The 12465-nt window shown below is 56.7% G+C and carries 14 protein-coding genes; 8 read left to right on the plus strand and 6 right to left on the minus strand.

Features of this window, described 5'->3' with window-relative positions; translation table 11 throughout:
- Positions 1–77 precede the first annotated feature (77 nt).
- The 3 genes from bfr to GRX76_RS08565 all read right to left on the minus strand — a co-directional run bounded on the left by bfr (position 78) and on the right by GRX76_RS08565 (position 2647).
- A complete protein-coding gene (gene bfr / locus GRX76_RS08555; RefSeq protein WP_160152928.1) occupies positions 78–560 on the minus strand; it encodes a bacterioferritin in 483 nt (160 codons plus the stop codon).
- A gap of 366 nt (positions 561–926) precedes the next feature.
- Positions 927–2246, minus strand: coding sequence for a DUF2254 domain-containing protein (locus tag GRX76_RS08560; protein WP_160152929.1), 1320 nt, complete (start codon positions 2244–2246; stop codon positions 927–929).
- Between the two features lie 188 nt (positions 2247–2434).
- Positions 2435–2647, minus strand: coding sequence for a bacterioferritin-associated ferredoxin (locus GRX76_RS08565; protein ID WP_105101504.1), 213 nt, complete (start codon positions 2645–2647; stop codon positions 2435–2437).
- A gap of 438 nt (positions 2648–3085) precedes the next feature.
- Between GRX76_RS08565 and GRX76_RS08570 the strand changes: the two genes are divergently transcribed.
- The 3 genes from GRX76_RS08570 to htpG all read left to right on the plus strand — a co-directional run bounded on the left by GRX76_RS08570 (position 3086) and on the right by htpG (position 7442).
- Entirely contained in the window at positions 3086–3688 is a 603-nt protein-coding gene (locus GRX76_RS08570; protein WP_160152930.1) for a peroxiredoxin, read from the plus strand.
- Positions 3689–4002: 314 nt separating this feature from the next.
- The gene (locus tag GRX76_RS08575; RefSeq protein WP_160152931.1) at positions 4003–5283 is read left to right on the plus strand and encodes a serine hydrolase; all 1281 of its coding nucleotides are present in this window, start codon (positions 4003–4005) and stop codon (positions 5281–5283) included.
- Positions 5284–5528: 245 nt separating this feature from the next.
- The gene (htpG, locus tag GRX76_RS08580; RefSeq protein ID WP_160152932.1) at positions 5529–7442 is read left to right on the plus strand and encodes a molecular chaperone HtpG; all 1914 of its coding nucleotides are present in this window, start codon (positions 5529–5531) and stop codon (positions 7440–7442) included.
- Here htpG and GRX76_RS08585 read toward each other — a convergent pair.
- Positions 7432–7665 (minus strand): hypothetical protein, encoded by a 234-nt coding sequence (locus GRX76_RS08585; protein WP_160152933.1) that lies wholly within the window; start codon positions 7663–7665, stop codon positions 7432–7434. The genes htpG and GRX76_RS08585 overlap by 11 nt on opposite strands.
- A gap of 77 nt (positions 7666–7742) precedes the next feature.
- Here GRX76_RS08585 and GRX76_RS08590 point away from each other — a divergent pair, with 77 nt between their 5' ends.
- The 5 genes from GRX76_RS08590 to GRX76_RS08610 all read left to right on the plus strand — a co-directional run bounded on the left by GRX76_RS08590 (position 7743) and on the right by GRX76_RS08610 (position 11355).
- On the plus strand, positions 7743–8822 hold the full coding sequence (locus GRX76_RS08590) for an NAD(P)H-dependent glycerol-3-phosphate dehydrogenase (protein WP_160152934.1): 1080 nt from the start codon (positions 7743–7745) through the stop codon (positions 8820–8822).
- An 11-nt stretch (positions 8823–8833) separates the two neighbouring features.
- Positions 8834–9112 (plus strand): DUF4389 domain-containing protein, encoded by a 279-nt coding sequence (locus tag GRX76_RS08595; protein WP_160152935.1) that lies wholly within the window; start codon positions 8834–8836, stop codon positions 9110–9112.
- Between the two features lie 116 nt (positions 9113–9228).
- On the plus strand, positions 9229–9873 hold the full coding sequence (locus tag GRX76_RS08600) for a DUF4389 domain-containing protein (RefSeq protein WP_160152936.1): 645 nt from the start codon (positions 9229–9231) through the stop codon (positions 9871–9873).
- Positions 9874–9902: 29 nt separating this feature from the next.
- Positions 9903–10361 carry a phosphohistidine phosphatase SixA gene (gene sixA, locus GRX76_RS08605; protein ID WP_160152937.1) on the plus strand — a complete coding sequence of 153 codons (459 nt, stop codon included), beginning with the start codon at positions 9903–9905 and terminating at the stop codon, positions 10359–10361.
- A gap of 100 nt (positions 10362–10461) precedes the next feature.
- On the plus strand, positions 10462–11355 hold the full coding sequence (locus tag GRX76_RS08610; protein ID WP_160152938.1) for an alpha/beta fold hydrolase: 894 nt from the start codon (positions 10462–10464) through the stop codon (positions 11353–11355).
- Positions 11356–11414: 59 nt separating this feature from the next.
- Here GRX76_RS08610 and GRX76_RS08615 read toward each other — a convergent pair whose 3' ends face one another.
- Positions 11415–11771, minus strand: coding sequence for a 5-carboxymethyl-2-hydroxymuconate Delta-isomerase (locus GRX76_RS08615; protein WP_160152939.1), 357 nt, complete (start codon positions 11769–11771; stop codon positions 11415–11417).
- A 39-nt stretch (positions 11772–11810) separates the two neighbouring features.
- Positions 11811–12350 (minus strand): GTP cyclohydrolase I FolE, encoded by a 540-nt coding sequence (gene folE, locus GRX76_RS08620; protein WP_160152940.1) that lies wholly within the window; start codon positions 12348–12350, stop codon positions 11811–11813.
- Positions 12351–12465 lie beyond the last annotated feature (115 nt).

Here is a 12465-nt window from a genome sequence, read left to right on the forward strand (position 1 = left end):
TCGATGCTGCTTTCCCAGGCATAAAAAAACCGCGGCAATGTCCGCGGTTTTTTTATGCCTGAATTTTATGGCAAGGCTTACTCTTCGGAAGCGCTGACCATTTGCTTTTGCAGGTAGTTCTGGATGCCGACTTTGTCGATCAGGCTCAGTTGGGTTTCCAGCCAGTCAACGTGCTCTTCTTCGGACTCGAGAATTTTTTCCAGCAGTTCGCGGCTGCCGTAATCGCGCACGGATTCACAGTACTCGATACCGTCGCGCAGATCCGGGATGGCCTTCTGCTCCAGCTTCAGGTCGCACTTCAGCATTTCCTCGGTGTTTTCACCGATCAGCAGTTTGCCCAGGTGCTGCAGGTTGGGAATACCTTCGAGAAACAGAATCCGCTCGATCAGCCAGTCGGCGTGTTTCATTTCGTCGATGGACTCGTGGTATTCCTTGTCGGCCAGTTCCTTCAGGCCCCAGTCTTTGAACATCCGCGAGTGCAGGAAGTACTGGTTGATGGCAATAAGCTCGTTACCCAGTGCTTTGTTCAGGTGTTCGATGACTTTGGGATCGCCTTTCATTGCTAACTCCTTTCGCCCTGAAGGGACATTTTATTAAGCGTTTGTTAATTGTGAGTGGATTCCGAATTCTGCGCCGGGCGTCTCGGATAAATCCTCTCGAATTTCAGACGTCCCTCTACTCCCACTAATTGTAGGGTCGCTACGGGTATGCGGAGTGAGTTTGCGTCGGAGAAAATCGCAAGTCAAGCGCGGATTGTCGGGAAACGTGCAGGCAAAAAGCACGAAAATTAACGGGAAAAAGGCAGAAAAATGCAATGAGAACAATTGCTGTTTAGATTGTTTGGGTGTGCCCGGGCTGATTTGCTGGCCGCGCCTGCCGGGAAATAAGAACCGCAATTGTTTGTACGTATTTGTTTGTGCGCATGGTTAAGTCAGGCGGTTGCGCACCCGGTTGATTTTCCCCTGTACGGCGGCGGTGTCGAACTTGTCGTCGATCAGGTTTTCGCAATCTTCTACAAGGCGGTCGAGCACCTGGTTCAGCGCGCGTTTGTCTTCCTGGCGATCACAGATCTCAGCCAGCTCGTGCAGCGCGTCGAGCAGGCGCCGCATCACCACGGCACTCTGACTGCCGTATTCGCGGATTTCATCCAGTGCTGCCGCCAGGACATCGGCGAAATCCAGTTCGCGGGTTACCAGTCGCAGCTGGTTATTGGTGTCGTGAAAACAGTTGGGCAGCGGTGGGCGTTGCAGGATGACGCCGATGCCATCGATCAGTCGGTCGATACAGGAGTAGGCGGTAAAGGGGTCGTTGACGCCCGGTGACAGCGCACGCACGGCAATCTGCGCCAGTTGGCGAATGGAAAAAACGATGTCCTGTTCCGCAGTAGGCTGCGCGCCAATGGTGATGGCGCCCTGAATGGCCCGGGCAATTTCCCCGCTGTCTATTTGTCGCGGCGGGTCAAACACCCGCGCCATGCAACTCCAGTGATTCAGGAAGGTGCCCGGGTGGCACTCGAGCCGGATACAGCAGTCATTGTCGGTGGCCCAGCGCATCAGCTTTTGCCGGTCGATTAATTGCACGTAGCCACTGCTACTTGTTGGCACACACAGGCAGTTGCTGTCGATATTGAGGTCGCGCTCTTCGACACGGGTGTTGCGGGGATCGCGGCTTTCTTCGGTGGGGTATATCTGTTCCAGGGCCTGGCGGAATTCCCGGTTGATATGGAAGGTGATGTTATCCACCTGAATGGACTGGGCCACGTTGTGGATAAAGTAGATGAGATAAGCAATACACACGAGCGCCAGCAGAATCGCCATGCTGACCGCCAGACTCTGATTTTCCCCGCTTTGGTGCCCCGCCTGTATCCCGCGCATGACCATCAATGCGTAAACAAAGGTGGACAGAAAGATACCGAGGGAGGCCTGGGTACTGCGGTCGCGAATGAAGTTTCGTACCAGATGCGGGCCGAACTGGTTGGCGGCCAGGGTCAGGGCAACGGTGGTGATGGAAAACACGGTACCGGCGACGGTAATGGTACTGCCGGCAATTGTAGAGAGCAGGGCGCGAGCACTTTCCCGGTCGCGCAGTTCCAGCCAGCGGAAACCGGGGTAGTGGTCGACCTCCAGAATCTGGTCAAGCGCCAGCAGGGTGTGGGCGAGCAATATGGCGGCGGCCATCATGACGGCCGGAATCAGCCAGAAACTGGCGCGCAGTCGCTCTGACAGGTGCAGCAATCGCTGTTTCATGGGGCTCCGGTTACAGGAGGGGCGGACAGGCTATTGGCTGCTTATAAAGATAGGTCAGCGTACTGGGTTGGTCGAAGCTGTGCGGATTTGCAGTAGGTCGGGTCGAGAGAGTGTGAGAGAAAACGAGGACTAATTTAGTGCGGGGGATTTGGGGCGCCAGAGGGAAGCGGCGCCCGGACTTAGGTCAATCAGCTGGCTGAGTAAAAGAGGGCACTGTTGGCAGTGGCCATAACACCACCGGCCATGGTTTCGTCAATGATTTCCTGAGTCAGCTCGGCACAGCGGCCACATTGAGAAGAAACACCCAGATGGCGACGCAGGGCCTTAACAGACGTAGAGCCGTCGTATACAGCCTCTTTGATCTGGCTGTCGGTAATGCCTTTACAGATACATACGTACATCGCGGAAACCCTGGCGCAAAAACAATCAATCTCAAGTTGGAAGTGGATCTTATTGGTAATGAGAATAAGTGTCAATAAGATTGTTTGATCGTTCAGTAATTATTCTAGTTGGCTGTCTGGTATTCAGTAGAAATGTTGGGGACTGCATGGTCAGGTGAGCGCCAGCCGGCGTTCTACGGCGCATTGCCTGGGGTTGGGTGGGGCGGATCTGGTAGTGAGGAAGGGGGGAATTGGCACTTCCAAAGGTCTGTGTAAAGACCTGTGTGCCGGGGAATATCTGGCGGCGCCTGCTATCGCGTTTATATAAAAATTTAATGGGACTGCCATAGGGCCCTGTGTATCATAGCGGCCCCCTATCGATCTTTTGTCGATTTATAGTCAATGGTTATAAATTGGCCAATTCAATAGCAAACTATCTATCTCATTGAGGAGGTTCTCATGGCTGTATTAGTAGGCAAGCCCGCTCCGGACTTCACTGCAGCAGCGGTACTGGGCAACGGCGAAATCGTTGATTCTTACAACCTGGCTGAAACCATCAAGGGTAAGAAAGCGGTTATCTTCTTCTACCCGCTGGACTTCACCTTTGTATGTCCTTCCGAGCTGATCGCCTTCGACCACCGCTTTGAAGAGTTCCAGAAGCGTGGCGTTGAGGTTATCGGTGTTTCCATCGATTCTCAGTTCTCCCACAACGCTTGGCGTAACACCCCGGTGAACGACGGCGGCATCGGCGCTGTTAAGTACGCCCTGGTTGCCGACACCAAGCACGAAATCTGCCAGGCCTACGACGTTGAGTCCGAAGGCGGCGTTGCTTTCCGTGGTTCTTTCCTGATCGACGAAGAAGGCGTTGTACGTCACCAGGTTGTTAACGATCTGCCGCTGGGCCGTAACGTTGACGAAATGCTGCGCATGGTTGACGCGCTGGCATTCCACCAGGAGCACGGCGAAGTTTGCCCGGCTGGCTGGCAGGAAGGTGACAAAGGCATGAACGCTTCTCCGGAAGGCGTTGCTGCTTACCTGAGCGAGAACTCCGACAAGCTGTAAGGCTTGCTTGAGAGAAGGGGGGCTTCGGCCCTCCATCGCCTGAAAACCGCCGCGAGGCGGTTTTTTTGTACCTCGAATTTGCGCAAAATCTCACCGAAAGTGCGTGTTTGTTCCACTTTTATTACAATGCCTTCCAAAATTCCTCTGGGGCGCCGGTTGAGACTGGCAATCCAGTAAAAATTGCCCGGTGGCAAAGAATTTTTGTGCGGGCTGCTAGTCTTAATAGAGCTTCTCCACATTCCTTACAGATACTTGGCACGACGAAATTTGGGCAAAAATGGCGGTCACCGTCGCGGCAGTGTGAAGTGCGGTACATGGTGTTTCTCAAAGTGATTCAGGGTTTTACAAACAGTATCCGCAGCAGTTCCCGAAGCCGTGTGCTCGGTCTGCTGTTGCCTGTGCTGGCGTTATTGGCGGCTGGAAGTGCGACGGCGGCGGACGCCGAGCGATCGCAGCGCGCAGACAAGACCGCCCGCGAAGCCGGCAAGACGGTCAGCAAGGGCGTGGAAGCCAGTGCCAAAGAGTTCGATCGCTATTTCCGCCAGTTGCTGAAGCAGCAGGGGATTCCCGGTGCGGCCTATGTGATCGTGGATCACGATCAGATTGTGGCCATGAACACCTATGGTGTCCGGATCAAAGGCAAGCACGAAGCGGTCACTACCCACACGGTGTTCCGCCTGGCATCCGTTTCCAAGACATTTGCGGCCAGTATGGCGGCCGTGCTGGAGCACGAGCACAAGTTCAACTGGGGCGACAAGGTGGTGCGCTATGTGCCCCAGCTCAGCTTCAAGACGCCGGCGCTGTCCATGCAGCTACAGGTGCAGCATCTGCTGAGCCATTCCTCCGGTTTAACCCCTAACGCCTACGACAATTACCTGGAAGACAACCGGCCTCTGTCCAAGATACTGCCGATGTTCTCCACCATTGATCCCCACTGTGCGCCTGGTAAGTGCTACGGCTACCAGAATGTGTTGTTCAGCCTGATCGAAGATGTGATCCAGAAGGCGACCGGCGTGCCTTATAGCCGCCAGTTGAAAGAGCGGTTCTTTACCCCGCTGAAGATGGAAGATGCCTCCCTGGGGTGGGAAAGCTTTATGGCCGCGAGCAATCGCGCCGCACCACACGTGCAGACCGGCAGCGGCTGGCGTCCGGTGAAGGTGGAAAAAGAGTATTACCTGGCGGCCCCGGCCGCGGGTGTGAACGCCAGTATCAGCGATATGGCCCAGTGGCTGAAAGCGCAGATGGGCTACTACCCGGAGGTGCTGTCGCAGGCGGTGATCGACGACCTGACCACCGAACGTGTGGAAACCCGCCGCCATATGCGCCACCGGATCTGGCGTGACTATATCGACCACGCTGGTTACGGCCTCGGCTGGCGCCTCTACACGGTCGGCGACGATCGCATCATTTTCCACGGCGGCTGGGTGGCGGGTTTCCGCGCTGCGGTAGCCTACTCGGAAAAGCGCAAGGTGGGCATCGCCATTTTGATGAACGCTGAGTCGCGGGTGATCTCTGATCTTACCGGCAACTTTATTGCCGACATCACCGGCCGTGGCAAGCTGGTGCAGGCCATCGCCGCCTCTGCCAAGAAGTGACTGCGAGAGGGGGCTATGTCCCCGCTTGTTCCGTTCTCGCAATCCCCCCGATCCCCCGTATATATCCTTAAATCCTCCTGTTGCCTCTCCTGCTGTTCCTCTTATTGCTCCTCTTATTACCCCTCTTTATTGCCATTGCAGCGGTTGAATTGATCACACCCGGCCCAATATTGGCTGACTGATTGAGTTTTAAGTTGCCGGTTGCAGCCGGCGACGGTCGAATAGATTTAGGGGAGATCCGATCCATGACTGTTGAGGCACATAAAGAGAATCACGGCTTCCAGACCGAAGCCAAGCAACTGTTGCACCTGATGATCCACTCGCTCTACTCCAACAAGGAGATTTTCCTGCGCGAGCTGGTATCCAACGCCTCCGATGCCGCCGACAAGCTGCGCTTTGAATCCCTCTCCAAGCCGGAATTGCTGGCGGAAGATCCCGATCTGCGCATTCGTATCGAATTCGACAAAGACGCGGGTACCCTGACCATTGCCGACAACGGTATCGGCATGAGCCGCGACGAAGTGATCGAGAACCTGGGCACCATCGCCCGCTCCGGCACCGCCAACTTCATGCAGAACCTCTCTGGTGACCAGAAGAAGGATGCACACCTGATCGGCCAGTTTGGGGTCGGTTTCTACTCCGCGTTTATCGTCGCCGACAAGGTTGACGTATTTACCCGTCGCGCCGGCTCCGATGCCAGCCAGGGCGTGCACTGGGAGTGCAGTGGTGAGGCGGAATACTCGGTCGAGAACGTCGAGTGGCCGGATCGCGGCACCCGTGTGGTGCTGCACCTGAAAGACGACGCCAAAGAGTTTGCCGACGACTGGCGCCTGCGCTCCATCATCAAGAAATACTCCGATCACATCGCCATCCCAGTGGAGATGCTGAAACAGGAAGCCCCGGCAGCCGAGGGTGAAGAGCAACAAGGCAGCGCACCGGAATTTGAAGCGGTCAATGCCGCCCAGGCGCTGTGGACGCGCCCGCGCTCCGAGGTGAAATCCGAGGAGTACAAAGAGTTTTACAAGCACGTGTCCCACGATTTCGAGGACCCGCTGACCTGGAGCCACAACCGCGTGGAAGGCAAGCTGGACTACACCAGCCTGCTGTATATCCCCGCGCGCCCGCCTTTCGACCTGTACCAGCGCGATGCCGCCCGCGGCCTCAAACTGTACGTGCAGCGCACTTTCATCATGGACGACGCCGAGCAGTTCCTGCCGCTGTACCTGCGCTTTGTGAAAGGGGTGCTGGACTCCAATGACCTGCCGCTGAACGTCTCCCGCGAGATTCTGCAGAAAGACCAGAACACCGATGCCATCAAGAGTGCGCTGACCAAGCGTGTACTGGATATGCTCGACAAGCTGGCCAAGAAAGACGCAGAGCAGTACCAGAAGTTCTGGGACCTGTTCGGTTCCGTGATGAAAGAGGGGCCGGCGGAAGATTTTGCCAACAAGGAAAAAGTGGCCAAACTGCTGCGCTTCTCCACCACCCAGACGGACAATCCCAAGCAGGATCAGTCCCTCGAGGACTACGTCGGCCGCATGAAGGACGGCCAGAAGCACATCTACTACGTGTGCGCGGACAACTTCGCCACTGCCAAGTCTTCTCCTTACCTGGAGGTCTTCCGCAAGAAGGGTATCGAAGTGCTGCTGCTGACCGACCAGGTGGACGAGTGGTTCGTTGGCCATATGCAGGAGTTTGACGGCAAGCAGTTCCAGGATGTGGCCAAAGGCGCACTGGACCTGGGTGAAGCGGAAAACGACGACGACAAGGCCGAGCGCGAGAAGGTCGAGAAAGAAGCGGGCGCCCTGGTAGAGCGCGTCAAGGAAGTGCTGGAAAGCCGCGTGGAAGATGTGCGCGCGACCACGCGCCTGGTGGACTCGCCGGCGTGCCTGGTGGCGAGCGACAACGATATGGGCATGCAGATGCGCCGTATCCTGGAGCAGGCCGGCCAGAGCCTGCCGGAAGCCAAGCCGATCTTTGAGCTGAACCCCAGCCACCCGCTGGTGCAGCGCCTGGATCAGGAGCAGGACGAAGATCGCTTTGCGGACCTCACCAATATCCTGATGGATCAGGCCAACCTGGCTGCCGGTAACCAGCTGGCGGATCCTGCGGATTATGTGCGCCGTCTGAACGCGCTGTTGCTGGAACTCAATCGCTGATTGTTTCAGTGATGGCTCCCGGCCGGGTTTCGCCCGGCCGGGATAGCGGATGGGTGAAGTTGGTCGCCAATCCGGCTTTGCCGATGTTGACCGAAAATTGAATGATACCGGTGAGGCGCAATGCGCTCGCCAGAGTCTGCGCTATATTTCTTCTTGTCGGTTTTTTGCACGAATTGACCGTAAAAAGACGGCAATTGTTGGCGAACTTGGCAAAAGTGATCAAATACTTGTGCGGCCGTTGGGCGCCGGGTCCCGGCTCCGTATAATCTCCCGCTGCACAGCAAACAATTACAGAGCCTTATGACTCAAACAGACGTTTCCACTAACGCCACTGAATCCCGTTACTCCATCGCCATTCTTGGTGGTGGCAGCTTTGGTACCGCCGTTGCCAATATCATCGCCGGCAATGGCCACGATACCCGCCAGTGGATGCGGGACCCGGAGCGCGCTGCTGCCTGTATGGCCGAGCGCGAGAACCAGTACTACCTGCCCGGTGTTGCCCTGCACCCGGATCTCAACATCACCAGCGACCTGGAAAAAGCCGTGTGCGGCTGCCAGGTGGTGTTCGTGGCGATCCCCAGTAAATCCTTTCGTGAGGTAGTGCACCGCGCGGCGCCGATCCTGGCCCCGGGTACCATGCTGATTTCCCTCACCAAGGGCGTGGAGCACGACAGCTTCCACCTGATGAGCGATATCCTGCGCGAGGAAACCGAAGGAATGCGCGTGGGGGTACTGAGTGGTCCCAATTTTGCCAAGGAGATCGTCGCAGGCCACTACACCGCGACGGTGATCGCTAGTGAGGACGAGTCCCTGTGCGAGACCATTCAGAAGGTGCTGCACTCGGAGACTTTCCGGGTTTATTCCAGTAATGATGTGTTCGGGGTGGAGTTGGCCGGTGCCCTGAAGAATATCTACGCCATAGTGACCGGCATGGCCGTGGCCCTTGGCCGCGGCCAGAACACCACCAGTCTGCTGATTACCCGCGCCCTGGCGGAGATGATGCGATTTGCGGAGGCTGTCGGTGCCGACCCAATGACCTTTATCGGCCTTGCCGGTGTCGGCGACCTGATATTGACCTGTTCTTCGGATCTCAGCCGTAACTACCGGGTGGGCTACCTGGTGGGCAAAGGCAAGAAGCTGGATGAGGCGGTTTCGGAAATCGGCCAGGTGGCGGAAGGGGTGAATACCGTTCGCCTGATCAAGGCGAAGGCCGATGAGCTGGATGTCTACATGCCCTTGGTTTCCGCGATTCACGCCATATTATTTGAAGGTACCCCGATACCGACGGTTATCCGCGAGCTGATGTCCGGGGCCCAGACGTTTGATGTGGCCTATTCGGCAAAGCCTGATAGCCAAACAGAAACGCTTCAAAACCAATAAATGGATGCGCCATGAATAACGAACAGATCAAACAGAACCTGACTTCCTCGGATCACTGGGTGCGCCTGCTATTTATGGTGCTGTTCGTGATCCTGCTGGAGATAGCGGGGGTGGTGATGCTTGCCACCATAGTGCTGCAATTCCTCTTTGCCATCGTTTCTGGCGGGCCGAACGACAACCTTCGCCAGCTCGGCAACCAGATTGCATCCTATATTTATCAGACCCTGCAATTCCTGATTTACAACACTGAAGAGAAGCCTTTCCCGTTTGCGGAATGGCCGGAGTCCTGACGCCTGCAGGCGTCGGAAGGCTCCTTGTGTCGTCAATGCTATAGTGTGTATTCATGCGCCGGCTTTGTGGCCGGCCAAATTTTTGTGGTGCCCAACAACGGACTGGTGATCGCCTCATGAGTAACGAAGAACTGAAACAAAACCTGACCTCCACCAACCAGTGGGTGCGCCTGATTTACATGGTGCTCTTCGCGGTACTGCTGGAAATTGCCGGCTTTGTCATGCTGGCGGTGGTTATCGCCCAATTCCTGTTTGCCATTTTTACCGGCAGCGCCAACGACAACCTGCGTCGCCTTGGCGACCAGATTGCCTCCTACATTTATCAGACCCTGCAATTCCTGATCTACAACTCGGAAGAGAAACCTTTTCCGTTTTCCGAGTGGCCCGAGTCCGAGGAGGAAGACCTGTCTTCCTATGCGAGCGCGGAGGAAATTGATGGTGAGGTAATCGGGGCGGACGCCGATACAGATGAAACGGTGGCTGAAGCAGAGGTAGTCGAAGAGGCTGAGAAGGCGGTCGAGAAGACAGTCGAGAAGACTGCTGAGAAGACTGACCAGAAATCCGCATCCAAGCCATCGGAGGATGCCGAGTCCTCGTCGGCGGCGACCGAAGAGCCCCTGCGGAAAGCGAAGTCGTCCAAAAAAGTTGAGGCCTCGGGCGACGCTGAAACGGTGATTGAGCTTGGCAGTGATGCATCCGCAGAGCCAAGTGATGACTCTGCAACGGAATCTACCGCAGAAAAGAGTTCTGGCGATAAATAGTCCCCAGCGGTTTTTGACGGGAGTTTGTAGTGCTGTTGTTTGTATTGCGCCATGGCCACGCAGAGCCGTTCAGTAAAAGTGACGAAACCCGCGCCCTGACCGAAGGCGGACGTGCCGAAGTTGCCGCCGTCTGCAAGGAGCGGGCATCGGAGCTGGCTCAGGTAAAAACCATCTGGGCAAGTCCCTTCGTCCGCACTCGCCAGACCGCCAAGATCGTGGCAGAGACCTTTGGTCTTGAGGTGGAGATCCAGGAGGTACTGACGAGCGATACGCCGCTGGCGGAGTTGCTGGATGCCCTGGGCGAAGTGGAAGAGAAGTCTTTCCCGCTGTTGCTGGTCAGTCATCAGCCGCTAGTAGGCGAGCTGGTGAATGGCCTCTGCGGCACTGGCAATGAACACCCCATGGGCACGGCGAGTCTCGCCTGCCTATCATCGGATGTGTGGGCACTGGATTGCGCGGAACTGGAATGGCTGCAGCATAAGCCTTGATACGCGAAAATAGGCCATCAAGTCTGGCGCCTGTGGCCATTGAGGTCGGTTCGAGCCGCTGTAACTATGGTGGCTTGAATCATAAAAACTGTTGTTCCTCATGAGTCTTTCTTCACATCCTTCCTCCCTTGTTCCCCGCGAAATTTCCCTCGATCTTGATGGCAATGTGATCGCTGCCCGCCAGTGGGGCAACCCCGACGGCGTGCCGGTTTTGGCATTGCATGGCTGGCTCGATAACTGCGCCAGTTTCGACGCCATGGCGCCCTTTCTGCAGCGCTTCAATCTGGTAGCGGCCGACCTCGCCGGCCACGGTCAGAGCTACCATCGCCACCGGGATGCCAGCTACACGGTCTGGAGCGAGATCGAAGATGTTTTCGGTATGGCCGATACGCTTGGGTGGGAGCAGTTTTCCATTCTCGCGCACTCCCGTGGCGCGGTAATAGGCACCATCGCCGCCGCCACTTTCCCCGAGCGGGTATCCAAGCTGGCACTGATCGATGGCCTGGTACCGCCACCGGCGCTGGACAGTGAGGCGCCGGAAACCCTGCGCAAAGCCATAGAGCAGCGCGCGCGCTACCGCGACCGTGAGGCTAAGGTGTTTGCTTCACTGGAGGTGGCGACCGCAGCGCGCAAGAACGGTCTGTTTAAGCTGAGTGACGACGCAGCGCGTCGGCTGGTAGAGCGGGGTGTGCGCAGTTGTGAGGGGGGCTATACGTGGAGCAACGACCCGCAACTGATGACCAGTTCCCTGGCAAAACTCAATGAGGCGCAGGTGGAAGCATTTCTGGCCAGGGCCACCATGCCCATTCGCCTGGCGCTGGGGCAATCCGGAATTCAGGGCATGATTGAGCGTATCCGCCCGGTGGCGGAGCAGTGTCCGAACATTGAGATCCGGGAGTTTCCGGGCGGCCATCACCTGCACATGGAAGGGAGTGCCGAGGTGATCGCCAGCTGGTTTGTACCGTTTCTCGCGGGTGAGGACGAGGTTGAGTAGGCCGTTTGGCTGAGAATAAAGGGAGTAGGGGGTAAGGCAGTAGGATGGGTCGGGGCGCCTTAAAAGGGCACCCGCTTGGAATAACTGGCCTTGTGCATATCCCGCACCTCTACCGAAATCTCCGGCACTTCGGGTGCGGATTCACACAGATAATTGAATATGGCCGCGCTCAAGGCCTCTTTCTGCTCGGTCGTGCGACCTTCCAGAATCCGAACCTCCGCGTGAATAAACAGGTTGCTGGAGCCTTCGTGACTTTTGCCCAGGACAAAATCCCGGTAGGGCAACGCCCTGGTTTTGATGGCGCTGGCATTGAAGAGCCCGGTTTCGCTCATGGCCTGCTGGCCGTTGCTGACCAGTGCCGCAATGGAAATACTGTCTTCCAGTTTTTGCGAATACTCGATCACCAGGTGTGGCATCTTCGGGCTCTCCGTTTGCGCGGGTTCAGTGGTTCGGGGTTATCGAATCAGTGACAGGAACTCGTTGCGGGTTGCCTGCTGGCTGCGGAAAGAGCCGAGCATGGCAGAGGTTTTCATCACCGAGTTCTGCTTTTCAACACCGCGCATCATCATGCACATGTGTTTCGCTTCAACGATCACGCCGACACCGGCAGCACCGGTTACGCGCTGAATCGTCTCGGCAACTTCTACCGTTAACTGCTCCTGGATCTGCAAACGGCGGGCAAACATGTCTACAATGCGCGCCACTTTCGACAGGCCCAGAACCTTGCCGTCGGGAATGTAGGCCACATGTGCTTTGCCGATAAACGGCAGCAGGTGGTGCTCGCACAGGGAGTAGAGTTCGATATCTTTTACCAGCACCATCTCACTGCAGTCAGACGGGAAAAGTGCGTCATTGACCACTTCTTCCACGGTCTGCTGATAGCCGCGGGTCAGGTATTGCATGGCCTTGGCGGCGCGCAGAGGGGTGTCTTTGAGGCCCGGGCGCTCAAGGTCTTCGCCAATGGCTTCAATGATGTGTGCGTAATGTTCTTTCATCAGTATGCTTCCGAGGTCTCGCCTGCGCCTGTGATCTTTGCGTTACGGCGTGGCTGCTATCCCGAGGGATCCAGAGGGTGCGCTACCCTAAGCCTTTGTGAATCGCTAGTAAAGC

The organism is Microbulbifer sp. ALW1 (genome assembly GCF_009903625.1).
Taxonomy (GTDB): Bacteria; Pseudomonadota; Gammaproteobacteria; order Pseudomonadales; family Cellvibrionaceae; genus Microbulbifer.

Coding starts and splice junctions, on each gene's coding strand:
- bfr (WP_160152928.1), bottom strand. CDS start 560: ATGAAAGGCGATCCCAAAGTCATCGAACACCTGAACAAAGCACTGGGT.
- GRX76_RS08560 (WP_160152929.1), bottom strand. CDS start 2,246: ATGAAACAGCGATTGCTGCACCTGTCAGAGCGACTGCGCGCCAGTTTC.
- GRX76_RS08565 (WP_105101504.1), bottom strand. CDS start 2,647: ATGTACGTATGTATCTGTAAAGGCATTACCGACAGCCAGATCAAAGAG.
- GRX76_RS08570 (WP_160152930.1), top strand. CDS start 3,086: ATGGCTGTATTAGTAGGCAAGCCCGCTCCGGACTTCACTGCAGCAGCG.
- GRX76_RS08575 (WP_160152931.1), top strand. CDS start 4,003: ATGGTGTTTCTCAAAGTGATTCAGGGTTTTACAAACAGTATCCGCAGC.
- htpG (WP_160152932.1), top strand. CDS start 5,529: ATGACTGTTGAGGCACATAAAGAGAATCACGGCTTCCAGACCGAAGCC.
- GRX76_RS08590 (WP_160152934.1), top strand. CDS start 7,743: ATGACTCAAACAGACGTTTCCACTAACGCCACTGAATCCCGTTACTCC.
- GRX76_RS08595 (WP_160152935.1), top strand. CDS start 8,834: ATGAATAACGAACAGATCAAACAGAACCTGACTTCCTCGGATCACTGG.
- GRX76_RS08600 (WP_160152936.1), top strand. CDS start 9,229: ATGAGTAACGAAGAACTGAAACAAAACCTGACCTCCACCAACCAGTGG.
- GRX76_RS08610 (WP_160152938.1), top strand. CDS start 10,462: ATGAGTCTTTCTTCACATCCTTCCTCCCTTGTTCCCCGCGAAATTTCC.
- GRX76_RS08615 (WP_160152939.1), bottom strand. CDS start 11,771: ATGCCACACCTGGTGATCGAGTATTCGCAAAAACTGGAAGACAGTATT.
- folE (WP_160152940.1), bottom strand. CDS start 12,350: ATGAAAGAACATTACGCACACATCATTGAAGCCATTGGCGAAGACCTT.